Annotated in this window: 15 protein-coding genes; 5 read left to right on the top strand and 10 right to left on the bottom strand. The window is 54.0% G+C overall.

Features of this window, described 5'->3' with window-relative positions; all coding sequences use genetic code 11:
* The first annotated feature begins 50 nt into the window (after positions 1-50).
* The 3 genes from EPA93_RS36855 to EPA93_RS36845 all read left to right on the top strand — a co-directional run bounded on the left by EPA93_RS36855 (position 51) and on the right by EPA93_RS36845 (position 7,196).
* A complete protein-coding gene (locus EPA93_RS36855) occupies positions 51-1,682 on the top strand; it encodes an FHA domain-containing protein (protein WP_129892312.1) in 1,632 nt (543 codons plus the stop codon).
* 247 nt (positions 1,683-1,929) lie between these two features.
* A complete protein-coding gene (locus tag EPA93_RS36850) occupies positions 1,930-4,392 on the top strand; it encodes an N-6 DNA methylase (RefSeq protein ID WP_165423644.1) in 2,463 nt (820 codons plus the stop codon).
* Positions 4,393-4,760: 368 nt separating this feature from the next.
* Entirely contained in the window at positions 4,761-7,196 is a 2,436-nt protein-coding gene (locus tag EPA93_RS36845) for a protein kinase domain-containing protein (RefSeq protein WP_165423643.1), read from the top strand.
* Between the two features lie 151 nt (positions 7,197-7,347).
* Here EPA93_RS36845 and EPA93_RS48730 read toward each other — a convergent pair whose 3' ends face one another.
* From EPA93_RS48730 to EPA93_RS36810, 8 genes are all read right to left on the bottom strand, one after another.
* Entirely contained in the window at positions 7,348-7,491 is a 144-nt protein-coding gene (locus EPA93_RS48730; RefSeq protein ID WP_165423642.1) for a hypothetical protein, read from the bottom strand.
* The gene (locus EPA93_RS36840) at positions 7,449-7,952 is read right to left on the bottom strand and encodes a Uma2 family endonuclease (RefSeq protein ID WP_129892309.1); all 504 of its coding nucleotides are present in this window, start codon (positions 7,950-7,952) and stop codon (positions 7,449-7,451) included. The genes EPA93_RS48730 and EPA93_RS36840 overlap by 43 nt, the downstream gene beginning before the upstream one ends.
* A gap of 311 nt (positions 7,953-8,263) precedes the next feature.
* Positions 8,264-8,764 carry a DoxX family protein gene (locus tag EPA93_RS36835; protein WP_207229294.1) on the bottom strand — a complete coding sequence of 167 codons (501 nt, stop codon included), beginning with the start codon at positions 8,762-8,764 and terminating at the stop codon, positions 8,264-8,266.
* A gap of 253 nt (positions 8,765-9,017) precedes the next feature.
* The gene (locus tag EPA93_RS36830) at positions 9,018-10,325 is read right to left on the bottom strand and encodes a thymidine phosphorylase (protein ID WP_129892308.1); all 1,308 of its coding nucleotides are present in this window, start codon (positions 10,323-10,325) and stop codon (positions 9,018-9,020) included.
* Between the two features lie 209 nt (positions 10,326-10,534).
* Entirely contained in the window at positions 10,535-11,185 is a 651-nt protein-coding gene (locus EPA93_RS36825) for a hypothetical protein (protein WP_129892307.1), read from the bottom strand.
* Positions 11,186-11,298: 113 nt separating this feature from the next.
* Entirely contained in the window at positions 11,299-12,645 is a 1,347-nt protein-coding gene (locus EPA93_RS36820; protein ID WP_129892306.1) for a WD40 domain-containing protein, read from the bottom strand.
* The gene (locus EPA93_RS36815) at positions 12,642-13,232 is read right to left on the bottom strand and encodes an RNA polymerase sigma factor (RefSeq protein WP_129892305.1); all 591 of its coding nucleotides are present in this window, start codon (positions 13,230-13,232) and stop codon (positions 12,642-12,644) included. Before EPA93_RS36815 ends, EPA93_RS36820 begins: the two co-directional genes overlap by 4 nt.
* A gap of 39 nt (positions 13,233-13,271) precedes the next feature.
* Entirely contained in the window at positions 13,272-14,993 is a 1,722-nt protein-coding gene (locus EPA93_RS36810) for a helix-turn-helix domain-containing protein (RefSeq protein ID WP_165423641.1), read from the bottom strand.
* 460 nt (positions 14,994-15,453) lie between these two features.
* Between EPA93_RS36810 and EPA93_RS36805 the strand changes: the two genes are divergently transcribed.
* Positions 15,454-16,851 carry an ABC transporter substrate-binding protein gene (locus EPA93_RS36805; RefSeq protein WP_129892303.1) on the top strand — a complete coding sequence of 466 codons (1,398 nt, stop codon included), beginning with the start codon at positions 15,454-15,456 and terminating at the stop codon, positions 16,849-16,851.
* A gap of 63 nt (positions 16,852-16,914) precedes the next feature.
* Here the strand turns inward: EPA93_RS36805 and EPA93_RS36800 are convergent, their stop codons facing one another.
* Both EPA93_RS36800 and EPA93_RS36795 read right to left on the bottom strand, forming a co-directional pair.
* Entirely contained in the window at positions 16,915-17,427 is a 513-nt protein-coding gene (locus EPA93_RS36800) for a DUF1440 domain-containing protein (protein WP_165423640.1), read from the bottom strand.
* A 306-nt stretch (positions 17,428-17,733) separates the two neighbouring features.
* Positions 17,734-18,540, bottom strand: a complete 807-nt coding sequence (locus EPA93_RS36795; RefSeq protein WP_129892301.1) for an NAD(P)H-dependent oxidoreductase — start codon at positions 18,538-18,540, stop codon at positions 17,734-17,736.
* A 141-nt stretch (positions 18,541-18,681) separates the two neighbouring features.
* Here EPA93_RS36795 and EPA93_RS36790 point away from each other — a divergent pair, with 141 nt between their 5' ends.
* On the top strand, positions 18,682-19,068 hold the full coding sequence (locus EPA93_RS36790; RefSeq protein ID WP_129894758.1) for a winged helix-turn-helix transcriptional regulator: 387 nt from the start codon (positions 18,682-18,684) through the stop codon (positions 19,066-19,068).
* Positions 19,069-19,072: the final 4 nt, after the last annotated feature.

The raw sequence follows: 19,072 nt of genomic DNA, 5'->3' as shown, positions 1-19,072 counted from the left end.
ACCAGTAGAACCAGACAAAGCCAAACTAGAGCCATGTTGGAGGAAATTGGATGGATGCTCGCTTTTATAACTCTGAAGAGCTAGATATCGAGCGACTCGCAGATGACCTGGTAAACGCCTACATATCGCAGGGATATCAGGCCCAGAAGGTTGGCAGTAGAGATCAGATTCTCGTGCAGCTGAGGAAGGGTGGGGATTTTGAGGCAATTCTTGGCCTGCAGGCCGCTCTGTCCGTAACGTTACAACGCACCGCTGGCGGAGTACTGGCGATGATTGGGCAGCAGAGATGGTTGGATAAAGCCGCCGTTGGAGCTGTGGGAATCGTATTACCAATCCTCTGGCCACTCGCCGTAACGGCAGGGGTAGGAGCCGTACGTCAGGCCAGCCTTGGGAATCAGGCCCTTAATATGCTTGATGGCCTGGTAAGACAGCAACGGCCAGGCGTTATGGCTGGCCCGGTCCCTTATCAGCTTTTGCCCCAAATGCAACAGCAGTGGGGTGCTCCACCCAGCGCGCCCACGCCTGCCTATATTCCTCCCCCTAAGGGAATGCCCATGCCGCCACAGCCGGCCTTGCCACCCGGACCGTCGCGCTTGCGTTGCGCTAACTGCAACACACCATATGAGCCCGGAGACACTTTCTGCTCTGGCTGTGGGCGCTCGTTGGCGCCGGCCAAGCTCTATTGCAGCAATTGCCATTTTGAGCTAAAGCCCGATGCTTCGTTCTGCCCAAAATGCGGAACTTCGACATACCAGACCCTGGCAACAACCCAGCAGACACCAGCCCAACCGTCTACGCCGCCGTCGCCAACTATTGTGTATTCGCCTCCGGCACCACCCGAGCCGCCCGCCTACACTCCGCCGGCACCGTCTGCACCGGTCTATACGCCACCAGCGACGCCAACCTATACGCCTCCGGTCCAACAGACGCCCGCGTATACGCCACCGCCGACGCAACCGGCGCCAACCTATACGCCGCCGCCCAGGCCTGAGACACCTGTGTATACGCCACCTCCGGCTCCGCCTAAGCCCGAGCCGCCCGTCTACACTCCGCCGCAGACACAAGACCCGCCGTTTGTGCCACAGCCGAAGGTTACGATTGTCCCGGCTGAGCCCAGGCCACAGACTGCTCAGTCTGAGCCGAAGCGACAGGAGAAGCAGTACTACATTCCATCGAACCAGGCGGCCCAATCGGCAGCTCAGGATGCAACCCAGTCGGCTTCTCAGGAGGCCACGCAATACTATACGCCTCCGGCCCAGTCCCAGCCCCATAAGCCCAAGGTTCAGACGCCTGCCCAACAGCCAGCGCCACCTAAGCCTATTCAGGCGCGCCCGGCCTCAAAGTCTGCTTCTGATCCAAATACGCCCTGGGGCAGCCTTTCCTTCCAGGATGGAACGCAAGTCCAACTATCTGGCGAGCGTGCAGTTGTTGGACGCTACGACCATGATCTGGGCGGCCTGCATCCCGAGGTAGATCTGGCCAGCACGAGTGGCGCTGATACGATATCACGCGTGCACGCGGTGCTTGAACATATCGGAAGCGCATATACGCTTACCGATCTAAATAGTACCAATTCGACGCGCATTAATGGTAAGCGCCTGGAACCCGATAAGGCCACGCCACTTAATGATGGCGATACACTTACCTTTGGCAAGGTAACGTGCACCTTCAAAAAGTTGTAGCTCATCGTCAATGCGACCAAGGGCTGTTGCCAATCTCATGCCAGGCGCAGCCTTACATAGATTTTCAGGTATCTTCAAGCTCCGCCTCGTTCTACAAGCGTAGAACGGGGCTGGGGTTGGAGATAGCTTATTTTAGCGCTCTACCCTGTTCGCCTCAGCCCCTTCTCTCCTGCTTCGGCAAGCGGCAGCTTAAAGCTTGCTCAGCAGTAGCTGGTTCAGAATTATGGATACTGTTATCAAGAAAATCATGCCATATCTGCAGCGTAGAGGCTATAGCAGCCGGGATTTGAGCATGGCCTCGGCGAGGGCAGTATCCAGGACAGAAGCCAATAATTCACATTTGCGCTGCGCGCTGGCTCTGCAGCTTAGCGCATGCGATGCCCACTTGCCAGTTCTGGCCCGTAAAGATACACATCGACTCACCAGCCAGGACAAAAAAGCTGCTCTTGCCTACGCCAGGCAGCATCAATTGCCTCTCGTCGCCCTGACTAACGGCCAAGAAATCCTCTGCTTCAATGCCTTCAATCAGTTACCCGTCAGTTGGAACGGCGAAATTACAGACAAATTGCCCACCCGCGCGCAACTGCCCGCAGTTATCTCAGCGCTGCAAAACTACCCTCACCTCAGCGATATAAGCTTGCCGAATGATAAATCTTTGCCCTTCAGGCCAGCCTTGCCACTCAAGCAGCTCAATAATCTCTTCAGGCGCTGCCATGTGACTATCAGAAACTTTGAAAAGGATGAGGAGAATGCCTTTGCCGATTTCTCCAAGTTGCTTTTCCTGCGTCTGCTGGAAGAGAAGGCTGAACGCGAGGAAGGCCTGGATCTGCCATATAGCTACCGCTTCTATCAGCTGGCGCGCAAGACGGCGGCCGAGAGTGAAGAGGTGAGAGCAGCGATCCAGACCATGATTGAGCAGCTCACGGCGCAGACGAGCTATGGCGACGTGCTCAGCGATCCACTCAGGCTCAGGCATGCCCGCACGTTTCTCTCGATTGTGCAACAGCTTGAGGCGGTTTCCTTCTACGACTGCGAGCTCGATTCGAAGGGGGCAGCTTTTGAGTACTTTGTGCGCACGACGTTGAAGGGGCGCAGCCTTGGCCAGTACTTTACGCCAAGGCCACTCATTCAAGTGATGGTGAGCCTGCTTGGACGCCAGAAATTGCTTTCCTGCCTGCGCGCTGGCCACAAGCCGCGCATCTTCGATCCAGCTTGCGGCACTGGTGGCTTTCTCATTTATCTTATGCAGGAATGCCTACGTCAATTAGAGGCTCTCTACGCCCGACATGAAATAGATAGCGCGACCCATGAGCAGCTGGCGCGCTATATCCGTGGGCAAATGTTCTTCGGTAGCGACGCGAATCGTGGTGTGGCCTGCGCAGCCAGGATGAATATGATCATTGCCGGCGATGGACACGCCAATATTACTGCCGCCGATAGCTTGAGCCCCACAGCGCAAGATTGGAACATTGACATACCTAACTGCGATTTTATCCTGACCAATCCCCCATTCGGTACTTTTGAACTACAGGCCATGACGCCTAAAGGCCTGCAGCAATTTCCCATTCCAGCTCCCAAAAAAGGGCAGTATTTGTTCTTGCAAAAAATGGTGCTGACGACCCGCCCATATGGCGAGATCTGCACAGTTATCGATGAGGGTGTGCTCAACAACGAGAAAGGCTGCGCGCTGCGCCGCTGGCTCCTGCAGCATTGCCGCCTCAAGGCAATTGTCGCACTGCCAGAGGAGACGTTCAAGCCTAATAAAATCAATGTGCGCTCCAGTCTGCTTTATCTGCAGCGCAGTGCCAGCCCTGACCTGCCGCTTGAGCGCGACTACATTGTAACTTTTTGCCGGCTCAAATCTCTGGGATATTCCGGCTCTGGCGAGCCCATACGCGATTTCGACTTTGCGCGCCAGTTAGCTGAATTCGAAAATAGGCTATTGATCGAGGCGGATGGCGAACAGCGCACCGGCTATGGCTGGGAAGCCTACGGAGTGAGCGCCAGGACGCTGTATGCCGATCCTATGCTGCGCCTTGACTATCGCTACTGGCAACCGGCTGTCCGCCAGGGAATCAAGGATCTGCTGCAACGCGGCGGTCAGGCCCTTAAGGAGCTAAATACAATCTCTACAGCGCGGGGACAAAGCCCGGCCCAGGAAGTGTATGTTGATGAAAAGGATGGCTATGCGCTTGTCGTGAAGGCCGGCAATATCTCCAGATTCGGTTCTCTGCAGCTGGATAATGCCGATTATGTTGAGAAAGTTATCTATGAGCAGATGAGCGAGAGCCATGTGTTTTATGGCGATATCCTGCTGGCCTCAACCGGCGAAGGGACGCTGGGCAAATGTTGCGTCTACAGGCTGCCCGGCCCGGCGATCGCCGATGGGCATGTGACAATTATTCGGGTCAATACGGCGCAGATTTATCCCGAATATCTCTGCGATTATCTGCGCCTCGGCTTTGGGGCAAGGCAGATTGAGCGCCTGTATACCGGCTCGACCGGCTTAATCGAGCTAACCGCTGAGCAGACCAATAGAATTATCGTTGATTTGCTCTCTAACAATCTGGCCAGGCAGCAGGAGGTCTCGCAGCGCTTGCGCCAGGCTGAAGCGCATTACTTACAAACGATAGAGCTAGCCGAACTGATGCTGGAAAGCCAGCGCCAACAGTTCAGCAGTGCTCAGGTTTTTAGCCAAACCGACGCTTGAAGCAGCCATTTAGCTGTGGATATCAACCAGAGAACGCATCACGATATACTAGCTCAGCTATACTATACTTAAGGAGAAAATGCTCAGCTGCAGAGCTGTAGGACTGTATGTATTGATATAGTCCTGTTTACTTGTTGACTCTGCTGGTATCCTTCGTTACTATTAATAAGATGCCTCTGGCACTATCACAGGATGGTACAATGGCAGGCAGCAAGTGCGAGCTATCACGGCAGCTAAAGGCTTCGTGTTTTTCTCGCCAGACTTTTATCAATAACACTACCCGCCTGTGCAGCCGGAGCTTTATGTAGGCAGGGCCGCACAATTCTATTCTATTGGGCATCATGGGAAGTGGAAGGGGGAGACGTACTATGGCCGGTACGCAAGGGAAGCAGAGGCAACAGGAGAGCCTCGTCGGACATACCTTACATGATGGGGAATACATTGTTGAGCGTGTGTTGGGGCATGGCGGCATGGGAAATGTTTACCTGGCCATGCATACTTCGCTCAATATTCCGTTAGCGCTCAAACAGGGACGTTCAGACCAACCCCTGCCAGAAAGTGTTATAGCTGAGCTAGATTATATTCTGCACGGGGGAGAAAGCAGCAAGCGTTCCTGTGGTGGTCGGCTGCCAGGAACCGATTTTCCTTCTAGCGGCGGTATCCATACTGACCGCTTCTTACGCGAGGCCTTGCTGCTCACGCGCCTCCAGCACGTGGCTATTCCGACGCTCTACGACTATTTCTTTGAAGATGGCTATTGGTACCTCGTGATGGACTATATACCCGGTACCAATCTTAGTATGTATCTACGTCAGCGCTCTCCTTTGCCTCCCCTGGAAGCACTGGACTATGCGATGCAGTTGTGCGATGTCCTCGATTATTTACATAATCAGTCGCCAGCCATTGTCTTTCGCGATCTCAAGCCATCCAACATTATGCTTACGCCTCATGGCTCCCTGGTACTCATCGACTTTGGCATCGCGCGCTATTTCAAAGAGGGCCAGATTAACGATACTACTGACTTTGGCTCGCCCGGCTACGCTTCGCCCGAGCAGTACCATGGCGAAGGCCAGACCGATGGACGTTCTGACCTGTTCAGCCTTGGCGTGATCCTGGCCGAGATGTTGCACGGTAAGCGCACTGGCGGTCTACCCGGCTTCATTGGCAGCGTTGAGGATATGCACAATCCTACCGTTTCGGCGGTCCTTAGTGGACTGATTAAGCTGGCCACGCGCACGGAACCTATGTACCGCTTCCAATCGGCCCACACCTTCTATCTTGCCCTGGAGCGCGCATATCATATCGAGGAACACAAGCTCTACAGGCAGCGGGCCGGGGAGGCTGATAAGCCTTCATATGCTCTTGATAGCCTTGAGGAAGCAGACGAAACTATACGCCTGACGCCGCGCTCATCTCGTCTGCTGCGCGCTCGCCTGACCCATCCCCAGGAGATTCCTTTGCTCACCAGCACGCCCCTGCCAGCTGCCGCTATTGAGCCGCCAGTGCGCAATTTAGAACAGCGCCGACAGCTTCGCGAAGCGCTACATCTTGCCCGCCAGGATCGCCTGGAGCAAGAGCATCTGGATCTTGTAGATGAGAGCTTGAAGCGTCGGGCAATTACAACATCTTTCTCGCAGGTGGCTTTGCCACGCGTTGAGGCTCCTAAGCAGAGCGAGATTCTGCCAGCCCAGCCACGACGTATCGTGCCCCTCGCCGTGAAACTCGGCTTTATTCTTGCCCTGCTGCTGTTTCTGGCCCTGGCTCTCCTCCAGGCTTATGTGAGCTTCGGCTATCGTCTCCCCGGCACAGCGCCGCTACAAAGCACGCCACAGCCGACCACGCCGGCGCAAACAAAGGGTGACCTGTGGCAGGCCTTGCCGCCTTTGCCCTCACCTGAGGCCGATAATACGGCTGTCTATGTTGAACTACATGGCCGAGCGTACATCTATATGAGCGGCGGCTATCGTGGTCCAACAGCATCTCCACGCTACGATAACAGTCTCTACCGCTACGATATTCAGGCCGCACACTGGGAGCAAGTTGTGGTTGAAAAGTTCCCGGGCATGGTAAATAATGCGGCAGTTCAGGATGGGCAGGGCCATATCTTTTTTACGGCCGGCTATTCGGCCAACGATCTTAACGTCCCCTCGCTCCTCTATATGTATCAGCTCGACGACAACACGATACGCAAGATCGTGCCGCCTAAGCAGATAAAGCTAGGCTTTGGCTCTGCCATGCTTGCGGATCAAAAGGGCCATCTCTACGTCTCCCAGGGCTTTATGAGCACCAACAATGAGCATGCTCAGGCCGGGATGGGCTGGTATCGCTACGATATTGAGCAGGGACAATGGCACGCGCTGGCACCCCTGCCCGATCGCCTTGGCTACATGCTCCTAACTTTTGATAACGATGGAGGGATTCTTCTCCTGGGCGGGGCTGGCGATGTTCAGCAGCAGCATCAAACCGATAGAATCTATCGCTACGATCTTGCGCAAAATAGCTGGTCGCAGGCGCTATTTACCTTGCCCCGAGCGCTCAGCGCTGCTGCCAGTTGCCAGCTTTCCAATACGCAGGCCCTCATCGTGGGAGGCTATGAGGCATCGCATAACATTCCTCTGGGCCAGGCCTGGCTGCTCAACCTACGCACCTTGAAACACGCGCCGCTTACCACCTTTCCTGCGGGCAGCTCTGTTCTGGGCATCGCCGTGTGTGATGGGAAGGGCCATGCCTTTCTTGTACGCGGAGCCAGCGATCTCAATCATCCCACCGCCGACTTCTGGCAGCTCAACATGCGCAAAGCTTAAAGGGCTACCAGCTAGCAGAAATTTTGCTGCTCTCTCCACAGGGCTTATCCAGGACGGCGCGCCAGCTGTCCTGGATCTCAGGCGATTTGCCGGCCCGAGCCCTTGCGCTACAACGCTTGCTTCTCTCGCGCCGGCAAAAATGTGGAGATCATCAAGCCTCGCGCTCTCTATCCATGCCTTCCCGCTCATCTCGGGCCGGCAGACGCACGCGCTCATATACTGCGGCAAGCGGAAAATGGAGGTCCAGGCTCTCTAGCTCGACTTCCTGACCGGCCTCAAAGGCGCATAGCTCCATTTCGCCCCTTGACGCCTGAAGACTTCGATAAGTTGCTGACGATAGTTTACCAGCACATATTCTTGCACGCTGGCACAGGACTGATAGCGCGCAAATTTTTCGCCCCGATCATAGGCTTCGGTGCTTGGCAAAAGCACCTCAACAACCAGATGGGGAGCCCTGACGATCACATTCTCGCCCTGGGCATCGGCGACATCACAGCTAATCGTTACATCTGGATAGACGTAACAGTTATGCGCAAGCTGCACACGCATATCTGAGTTATAGACCAAGCAAGGACCAGAACGCAGTTGTTCGTTAAGCTGGGTGAGCATATTGATCGACAGCCAGGCATGGTTAGTCGTACCGCCGTTCATAGCGCGAATCTGTCCGCTCAGATACTCGTATTTTAGATCAAGGCTCGCGCTATCCAATTCCAGATATTCTTCTACGCTCAACCAGCGTTGTGGGTCAGCAGCCATCACCAAACCCCCATCTTCTCTCAAGCCAGTTTTATTGACCTATACCTTCCTGCTTGCCAGCAGCAGGACGCATTTCCAACACTTTTCTATTTCCAGGCCGCAACGCTTTTTCCGGCAAGGCTGTACACTCCCACTATAGTACAAAGCCGCGTAACGCTACTCGCTACTACACAAGCCAGCGCAAACTATCCATTTGAGGCCTGGCGGGAAGCTTTCCTCCTCGCGCTCTTCAGCGCCCATCCGTGCGCAGGCAGGTTTTAGAGCCGCGTCGCCGAGGAGGGAGCAACACAAGCAGTAAGCACTCTGGTAGGTCAGGATTGACTTGCAGTTCTGAGGCCGACGATTTTTGTGGCTGAGATCGACCACAGGAGCATGCCTATGTAAACAATTTGCTCAGGAACGCGCAGCCAGAGGGGAGTTGCCGGCTCCCCAAGGAGCGAAATGTCTCTAAGGGCAGCATAAACATTGGCGGGAAACATCCCGATGAGCAGGAGGATCAAGCATATCGCGGCAGCGCGTCTCATGGCAGGAATAAGCAAGCCTATGGCCCCCAATAGTTCCAGGATGCCAGTAATAAAGACTATCTGCGCCGGAAATGGTACAAAATCCGGCACCATCCTGATTAAGTCATCCCTTACGGGCGAGATAAAATGGCTCACAGAAGTAAAGACAAAAAGGGCCGCCATCGCATATGCAGCACACTTTTTCAAATCAATAAATGCAGAGATGCCAAGCCGTCCCAGGATCGCCATGATACTAAAGGCAATCCCCATGATAAGTAGCGTCATAAACATGCTGATAAACGAAACCATAAGTTGTACCTTCCTTCTACATATATCTGTACTCTTACTTAACACCATTAACTTAAGTACAAAATTTTTTTATGCAAGCTTTGTTTTCGCAAGGATCATTTGCCAAACAGCCATAGAAGCCGGGATGATCTAACCCATACATCCGCGCCCTTTTCGGCATATATCAACTCCTGTTTCCAAGTTAACACTGTTATTTTAACATGGGCCGAAATGTGATGTCAAGCTAAAATCTTGCTCAACGTTTTGGGAGTGATCAGGGACGAATTACGTCGTAAATCAGCGCGCCGGGCTTGACGGGACTATCGCTCCAGCTAAAGCAGCGCAGCAGCTCCTCGCGCACCGCCTCGGCCTCACCTTCATTGCGCGCATGGATCTCAACCAGAGCCTGGCCAGCCTCAAGCTTATCGCCAACTTTGGCCTGCAAGATAAAGCCCGTACGATGGTCAATAGCTTCGCCCTTCTTAAAGCGTCCTGCCCCCAGCCGCATGCTGGCCAGGCCAAGCTGTTCAGCCTGAATCCCCGCGAGGTAGCCACTGCGCGGCGCCATTAGCAATGCGCGTACCGGCGCGGTTGGCAAGAGCTCCGGCTGCTCAATCTGGCGCGCATCGCCTCCCTGCGCGGCAATCACCTCGGCAAGTTTGGCCACAGCCGCTCCCGAACGCACAGCCTGCTCAACAAGCTGCTCGGCCGCCTGCTCATTCGCCGCCTTGCCCGTCATCATCAGCAGTTCCGCAGCCTCGTGATAGCAGAGATAGCCAACATCTGCCGGCCCCTCGCCGCGCAGAATAGCGATAGCCTCCGCCATCTCCAGGGCATTGCCCACGGCCCGCCCGAGCGGCTGTTCCATAGCAGTAATGGCCGCAACAGTATGAATGCCAGCCGCGCGCCCAATCTCAACCATGAGCGTAGCCAGTTCGCGGGCCTGCTCAACATTCTTCATAAAGGCGCCCTTGCCAAATTTGACATCCAGGAGAAGATGCGAGCCTCCAATCGCCAGTTTCTTGCTCATGATACTTGCCGCGATCAACGGAATGCTCTCAACTGTCGCCGTGACATCGCGCAAGGCGTACATCTTGCCATCAGCCGGCGCAAGCTCAGGCGATTGACCGGCCAGGACGATGTGGTGTTGGAGCAGGGTTTGCATAAACTCCTCGCGCGAAAGCTCGGAACGAAAGCCACGCACCGACTCCAGCTTATCGACAGTCCCTCCGGTATGGCCCAGACCGCGCCCCGTCATCTTGCCCACAGCGATGCCACAGGCCGCCACAAGAGGCGCTACCGCCAGGGTCACTTTGTCGCCAACGCCGCCGGTGCTATGCTTATCGACAACCGGCGAAATGGTCTCGCGCACGTGCAGTTCCAGACCCGAGCGAGCCATAGCCAGGGTTAAGTCGCTGGTGGCCCGTGCATCCAAACCACGCAGGCAAACCGCCATCAGCCAGGCCGACATTTGATAATCGGGGATCTGCTCACGCGTATATTGTTCTACCAGCCAGTCAATCTCGGCAGTGCTGAGAGGCTGCGCATTTCGCTGCTTGCGAATTAATTCAATGGCTTGCATATATCTATCTACTCTCCATCTCAAATGAGCGCTGAAAATCTTCACTCAGTCAGGAGTGAAGGGCAAAAATGCCCCATACGATCAGAGACTCAATACAGCTTTCAGCAGCAAAGCCGCTCTCATCAGGCGTGTAGAGAGCAGCAAAGAGCTAGAGCTGGCGAAAATTGCAAAACGCCAACCTCTACACGCCTACTTGATGATCTCACATGCTATTCGGACAAGACGATGCGCACAGCGTCACCCTCGAAGCCAGAACCAGTATCAAATATATAGCGATTGATTCTTTGGCTGCCTAGCAACACGCCATGATCGAACTGAAGCTGTCCGTTATTGAAGCTATAGAGAGCCCTACCAGGCTGCGTAAAGCCCTGAATAAGCGTGGTGGCAAAGTTATCGTCCTTAACGTCATTTAAAGCCTTCCAGAGAGTCGCCACCTGGTTCCAGGCAGGGCAGGCCTGATACTGAATGCGTACAATTTTTTTATGCCCATTACTCTCTTCATCGCTGATGCGCGTATAGGGGAGGGCCAGTGATTCTAGCTCCTTCAGCTGAGCAGTTGTATGAGGTGGAAAGGATTGTGGTGCCTCCTGCCCTTTGAAGGCCCTGGGTGGCTCGGGGACTGTTTTAGCCCGTGATCCCGGGCCGCTGCGCACTGGCCCGGCCTGGATGGGAGGCACAGAAGGCGGCCTTGGTGCTTGCTGGCGATTCGCTGGCGGCGCGTAGTTTGGTCCAGCAGGCCGGCGGGGTGGCTGCCCTTGTGTTGTCTGGCCAGGAGGATATCCGGGTACTAGATCTCTCCCACAGCGAGTGCAATATGCTGCATCGTCGCGATTAAACATTCCACAAAATGGACAACGCATGAACACTCCTCCAGATCTTAACTTAAAGCCGTGAATATTCCAAATTGCTGCTGTAGTATATCATATGAGAGGAATAGCAAGCATCAAGACCGGCTATGCTTCCCTAAAATCTACTAGTTGCCATTCAGCACCTGCCAGATGCGGGCAGTATCATCCCAGCTTCCCGAGATCAGCCTGTGCCCATCCGGCGACCAGGCCACGCTATCTACTAGATCTGTATGGCCCTTAAAGACCATGGCTGTTGTGCCGTTAAGCGCATTCCAGACGCGTACGGTATCGTCATGGCCACCAGAGGCAATGTATTCTCCATCCGGCGACCAGGCCACGCTATCTACTGCCCGTCCATAACCGTTAAATTTATGCTCTTTATAGGTGGTAAGCAGTTCTCCATTGCTTACTTTCCAGACCTGGACTGTCTGATCGCGACCCGCCGAGGCAATATATTCTCCGTTAGGCGACCAGGCTACCGCATTTACCTGATCGGTATGGCCCATATAGGTTCGTATAATGGCTCCTGTGAAGGGGGACCATATCTTCACGGTCTCATCCCAACTGCCTAAAGCAATATATTTGCCATTGGGTGACCAGGCCACGCTATCGACGATATCGCTGCCCCGATAGACCTGCACGGTATGGCCATTGGCAGAATCCCACACGCGGGCAGTATCATCCCAGCTTCCCGAAACAATGTATTTTCCGTCAGGCGACCAGGAGACCGAGACGACTTTACTTGTATGCTCGCGGTACGTCGTGATGAGATTGCCCGAACTGGCTTCTATGATCTGAACCGTCTTATCCCAGCTTCCACAGGCCAGATATTTACTATCCGGCGACCAGGCCAGGGCATCGACAATATCGCTCTGTCCGTTATAGACATACAGCAATGAACCCTTATGCGCATCCCATATACTGACCGTGTGATCCCAATCGCTGGTAGCAAGGTAGGCTCCATTGGGTGACCAGGCCACTGCGGCCACCTGCGTATGGTTGCTCAGTGTGAGAACGTTTGAGCCGGGAGCATAAGAGCTACCGGTAACAGCATTGCGCAGGCCTCCATTGGTAAAGAGCACAAGGACAGCCACAAGCAGGCAGGCAACGATAGCACTCGGGATAGCGCGCTTGAAGAACGCGCCAACGCGGCTTGGACGCCTGGCCGCCCTGCTAGCTTCCGCGCTGCGCTCTAAAGCCGAAGCCGGGAGAAGATCTTCCTCGATTTGCTCTTCATCCATGATCTGGCCATCCAGGAAAAATTGTGGGGAGAGGCGCGGCAAGGGCTTCATTGTTGGTGGAGGCAAGGCAGATAGACGCGCATCAAAATATTGATAATCGGCAAGCGCCTCCGTGCAATGCGGGCATATTTTGACATGGGCCTCAAGCGCGGCTTGATCTTCGGGAGAAAGATCCTCGGGACGCAGAGCCAGTTTCTCGGCCCACTGCGTGCAAGGGGGTTGATGTCTCATTTGCCTTGCCCCTTCCCGCTCATTCGGTAATAGATCCGCCGAAACTCTTCTTTTCCCCGACTCACATACTGACTCACAGACGATTCCTTTATTCCTAACAGGTCAGCTATCTGACGCTGTGGCAACCTTTCCACAACATATAAAATAAGGCAAGGGCGATATGTAGGCGATACTTGCGCCAGGACTTGCTTCATCAGCTCGCTCTCCTCCACCTGTCTCTCTGGTCCCTCAGCAACGGGTCCTTTGCCCTCTTTCTCGTATTCTTCCCATGAAACATTGCGCAATCGCTTCTTCTCATGCTCATGGTAGTTATAGGCACAATTAGTGGCAATACGATAGAGCCAGCTCCCAAAGCGGGCAGGATCGCGCAGGCTCAATATTGATTTCCAGGCTTTAATAAATGCCTCTTGGGCTAACTCACAACCAACGCCATCATTTCCTATCATACGGATTAAATAGCGGCATATGCGATCATTATAACGCTCATAGAGTATTTCAAAGGCCCTTTGATTTCCCCTCTGAGCTCGTATTACAAGAATACGCTCGTCTGCAGGACCATCGGTTCCAGATCCATGTGCCAAAGACATCACTGTCTCCTTACAACATCCAGCAGGACCCTTTTCTAGTTAAGACAGTTGGGCAGACAATAGGCTGACAACAGGTGAAAGTCGCTCCAGCCCTTGTTTACACGTAAGCTCCTTTTGATAGCGCCCTGGCCCCTGCATAATATTTTTTCGCGCAGATACTATTCTCTCCAGATAATACACTATTTTTTTCTGGCTGTGGCTATCGCTGGCAAGTCGTGCCGCCTGTTCTGCGCGCGCCAGCTGCGCTTGTGCAATTTCGCACAAGCCTTGCTCCTGCAAAAAGGGGGCGATAGCCAGAGCTCCACGTATCAGAGAGGCGCGCATCCCACGTTCAAACGCCATCTGCAGGCAGGCCAGGATGTTATCAATCTCCTGAGCAAGGGCTTCATAGTCCGTGGCATATTTTTCCGTATAGTTAAGATAATAGTTGACGACGTGCTCTTCCATTCCTCGCTCAGCATGGGCCAGGCGTGCATACTCAGCGATCAACGGATGGAGCGTATAGCGACCGGCGGGCGTGCACTCTAGCAAGCCGCTATCAACCAGCTCATCCAGTGCCTCGGCTGGAGCACAACAGATGCTCAAGGCTGCGGCCTCCGCAAAGCTATGCGGGCTGGCCGGAAATGCAGCGAGGCGAGCAAGTACAGAGCGAGCTTGGCCGCCAAGCTCTCTGTAGCTGCTCTCTAGCGCGCTCTGCACCGAGAGCGCTGGACCTGCAGATGCCTCAAATGGAGCCTGTAGCATATTCAGCTGCAGGATCTCCTCTTGATGATAGAGGCGCTCTAAAGCTGCTTGCAGGCGGCGCCGCTGCCGGCTATAAGCCTGGGTTTGCAGATACTTGCCCATCACTACCAATCCCAGCGGTAAGCCAGCTACCAGCCTTACCAGGTCTCTGGCGATCCGGGGCTCGCTGGCTACCACCTCGGGTATGAAACGGGCCAGCAGTTCTAGCCCATCCCTTTCCGCAAGCCCATCCAGCCTTATCGTCCCGCCATTGGCAAACTGGAGGGCAACCGAGGGAATGCGCGTAGTAAGGATATAGGCACAATTTGGTCCGCCGACCTTAAAAGCCAGAGCATCGGCACATTTCCAGGCATCATCGATGATCAGGAGCATGCGCCGTAGGCCAATGGCCGCGTGAAGTGCTCTCGCCCAGGCCTCAATATTGTCCCTGGCTGACGGCTCATCAATTCCCAATAACGCTCCCCACCTGGCGAGCAAGCGCGGTATGTCGGGCCTGGGGCCAGGGCTGACCCACAGGATGCCGCCATTAAAATATTGTTGTATATCCTGGTCATGCGCTAGCTCTACAGCAAGGGCAGTCTTGCCCACTCCGGGTAGGCCGCTAAGAGCAGCGACGACCGGACTTTTCTCAGTACCTAAGCGCTGCTTCAGGACATAGAATTGCTCTTCACGCCCCGCAAGGCCTCCTATATCGGAGAGCGGCATAGGGAGCTCAGGATCATACAATGCCCTCACTGGCTCACCCGCCATATCAGACGTCATGGCCATACACACTGGCTCGTGCCTGCCCGGCTCTTGCTCCTGGTAGAGCCCCAGATCCTGTGCTGTCAGGGCAAAGAGCTCACAGAGCCTCTGAAGAAAATACGAACTTGGCAAGGCAACGCCACGCTCCCAACGCCCGATCGTCTTTGGATCGGCAATGCCTATCTGTTCCGCAATATATTCCCGCGACCAACCACGTCGTAAGCGTTCCCTCTTCAATTGTTCATTGGGAACGGCCTGAGCAGCTTTTCTCACTTCGTACATCCTTTCTTCGCGTCTGTTCCATCATCGTGATCACGCTGCAAATAGTGAAACGCACTCTTCACTAGCGGGCTTTTCCTCCTTGCGCTTTTGCCACCTGGCAGAGAGGAGAAAAATTGGAGCCCAGCCGCGCTGCTGAGTCCTGGAAAACCTTGCCTTTTCATGAGAGTATTGCCAGAGAGCTTGCTTCTCATGCATAATTACAGGGATATGTCGCAGCCGAGAGCGCTATCCTCTGGTCTTCTTCATCCCCTCCATTACTTAGGACAGGTGAAGGAAGCGAAAACTGACAGCAATTCTCCTGAGAAGCAGACGAAATTATTTCCTCTGATGCAAAAAATAAAATACATGTTTGACAAGAAAATATTTCCCTGTACACTGTGGATAGTAATCAGTCCTAGAAACAGCGGGTGGCACCTACCTGATCAAAAAACGAGCATTGGAGGAGGGCGTCATGATGCTATTACCTGATCGCGGTCAGCGGGATGAGTTGGACCGCCTGGTTATGAACTATAGTAGGCATCCGTTCGGTCGCCGCGAATTTCTGCAGCGCGCTCTTATGTTGGGCTTGACCTTCAGCTCCGCCTCAGCTTTACTGGTGGCATGTGGGGATAACACCGGCTCCTCAAGTGCCTCTGACCATACGGTAGATGTTCTCAACGTTTGGAGCGGAGAGGAGCAAGCTTCATTCCGCGCGGTGGTTGAGCCCTTTACCAGCAGAACAAAAATTGCCGTCAACCTTGAAGTAACCCGCGATCTGGATTCTGCCCTGACTACCAGCCTCAAAGGCAATAGTCCCCCAGATATCGCTATTCTCCCTAATCCCGGCAAATTACAGCAGCTTGCCAGCCAGAATAATCTTATCCGCCTGGATACCTTTCTTGATATGAAGCAGTTTCGCAAGGATTACGCACGAGCCTGGATCGAGCTAGGCAGCTATAAGGGTGGTCTCTATGCGCTTCTCTTCAAGGCTGCCAACAAGGCTACGGTCTGGTATAATCCGCAGCAGTTTCGGGCGCTTAATGCTACTATCCCCCATACCTGGCCCGAACTTATTGCCCTTTCCGATAGCATCGCCAGCAGCAATAAATATCCCTGGTCGATGGGCGTTGCGAGCGCCACGACTACCGGTTGGCCTGCCAGCGATTGGATCGCCGAGATTTACCTCAATCAATTTGGTCCAGATATGTACGATCAGTGGGTGGCCCACAAAATACCCTGGACACATAAAAGCCTTAAGCAGGCCTTTGAGCTCTTTGGCCAGATTGTTGGCGGAAAGCATTATATCGCTGGCGCGCCCCAAACTATCTTGAACACCGATTATCGGGAGGCCTGCTTTGCCCCGTTCTCTACACCGCCGCAGGCCTACATGTATTATCTTGGCGACTTTACTGCCGGCTTTATCACCAGCCAGTTTCCCGGTGCCAAAGCTGGGGTCGATTTTGACTTTTTCCCTTTTCCCACGCTCAACCCGCACTATCAGGGCGCGATCACTGTCGGTGTGGATATGGTCATAGCGATGAAAGATACGCAAGCGGTCCGTGAGCTCATCAAATATCTGGCGACGGCCCAGGCTCAGACGATCTGGGTCAAGCGTGGAGGCTTTACCTCGCTTAACAAGTCCTTAGATCTCAAGGCCTATCCCAACGCGGTAGCTCGCGCCTCAGCTAGCATGCTGGTCGAGGCCGATACAATCAAGTTTGGAGCCGGCGATCTGATGCCTCCCCTCGTTCAGCAAGCTTTCTGGAAGGGCATGCTCGCCTTTATCGAGGATCAAAAGCAGCTCGATACTGTCTTGCAGCAGATCGAGGACGCCGCACAGCAAGCCTATACTGCAGATAATACCAGTTAATTTTTGTGCCAGGCGCCTACCTTTGCGGGTAGGCACCCGATATAGCTTGCGCCAATGATGCCATTAGCCCTGGATGTGGCTTTCCTCTCGTTGCAGCAAGCCATCAGTAGCCAGGCCCAGCGTAGCCCCCCACACAATATGAGCCACAATCATCATGAGATTGCGCTGTCCGGGCTCACGATGACCTGAGGCCGCCATTCGCAGCAGTGGGAGCAGGCCGAGGTAACTGGCAACCCAGACGCCGAGGCCAAAGAGCACGCCGCGCAGCGTTCCCACGAGAGGAGAGGACGCACGCTTCGTCAACAGGCCATAGAGTGCGCCCATTGCTGCGCCATAGCCAAAATGCGAAAGCGTGGTCGCGCCTAAGATCTGTCCCTTATCCATATGTTGCTCCACATCAGCGCGCCGCGCCAGGTCTTTGGTAATAATCTCGGGCGGCAGCTCATAGCGCTGGCCGTGGGGCAGAAAGCGTTGCGTGGTCAGCATAAAAATAGTCATTGGAATAGTGGCGACAAAGCCGGCCAGGGCACCATTTATGAGAGCCTGTCCCGCGGCATCTTTTTGATCCTGTGACATACATTCTTCCTTTGCCTTGAGTTGAAACGGCCTGGACATACAAGATTCTACACTTCTCACACGCATGTATCGGCCAAAAAGCTGCTACCAGGCCCTTGAGTAGGAACGAAACGAAAACAACGCTAAGCGATAGGATAGCTTCCCGAGCTCATTCTTACGCCCTCGACAGGTGAGCTATATCTTTGATCTTCGTAAAAGATAAGATGTGTGATGGAGTGCCCGTCTCAAAGAACACGCAGTGACCAGCTCCAAAGAATACGCCAAAGGAATGAAGCATGGCCCTAAGTGGGTCATGCTCATTTTTCCTCATATCAAGCTCTTGTCACGCCGGGCGCCGCGCTTTTCTCCAATGTGGGCCATCAATCCGCTCTGCCCAACGGCGATATCGCTTGCAAGGATGTGTCGGTCTGGATAGTCCCCACCGTTTTGACTTCGGAAGGGGATAGGTGCCTCCTCGAAGAGCTGCTCGACACGTAAGCGCCAGGCTATCTTCGCCGCGTCTACGTCTGCCGCAGTCGCGCGATCAGCTCCATAGGTCGCATGAGTAGGCAGCACATCCATGCCTGAGAAGAAGAGCATGCCGTGAGTGACATGGAACAGCAGTTGCTCTAGCGGTCCGTCAATGCCTCGCGGCGAATAGTCTTTCTCCGGTCCCCCAACGGTAACTGCCAGAATTGCCCTCTTGCCCGCGAAGCCGCCCTCGCCGTAGCGATAGCGATTACCTTCGCCCTTGTAGCCATAAGCGAGGCCAAAGGCGAACACCCGCTCCACCCAACCCTTGAGGATGGCTGGCATGCTAAACCACCAGAGTGGAAACTGCAGTATCAAGGCGTCGGCATCATGCAGCTTCTGTTGCTCGGCTACCACGTCTGCTGTTTGCTGGCCAGTCGAGTAGGCATGCCCCGATTCTGTTATAAGCGCCAGTCGGTCGAGATTGGCACGGCATGGGAAGTCGCGCTCATCGAACACTGCCTTCCAGCCCATGCCGTAGAGGTCGGACGACATAACTCTGTGCCCTTGCTCCTGAAGAGTCTGCACAGCCACCTCAACGAGCTGGCGGGTCAACGACGTGGGTTCGGGGTGCGCATAAACGATCAGCACATTCTTCTTCATGATTTCACTCTCTATCTGTTTTTTGCTTACAGCACTTTGAAAAATGTAGTATGATGCTATATTATTGTGTATATTGCGATCTGCAAAGTACGCAGAATTTTATTACATAGTCTTAAAAATCAAACTATTGGGGACAAAGCTTTGGGAAATCGAAGGAACAAGTACGATGTGGATCTGACCACGGAAGGGTGTCCGGTCAAAACAACTTTGGCTGTCATCGGGGGAAAATGGAAAAGTATCATTCTTTACCATCTTATAGATGGACCAAAGAGATTCAATGAATTTCGGCGCCTTTATCCAGAACTGACACAATTCATGCTTACCTTGCAGCTCCGCGAGCTTGAACGGGACTGTATCGTACACCGCGAAGTTTACAAACAGGTTCCACCGAAAGTGGAATATTCGCTGACCGAATTTGGCGCCACATTGAAGCCGATAATTCTGTCTATGAGAAATTGGGGAGAGACTTACAAAGACAGGATTGATGATATAAGGTTACAAGCAGCAAAGCAGGAGAAGGATGTCTAAAAAC

Source organism: Ktedonosporobacter rubrisoli (assembly GCF_004208415.1).
GTDB lineage: Bacteria > Chloroflexota > Ktedonobacteria > Ktedonobacterales > Ktedonobacteraceae > Ktedonosporobacter > Ktedonosporobacter rubrisoli.
Note: the sequence above shows the minus strand (reverse complement) of the source record. Positions and strands in the feature narration are given on the sequence as shown.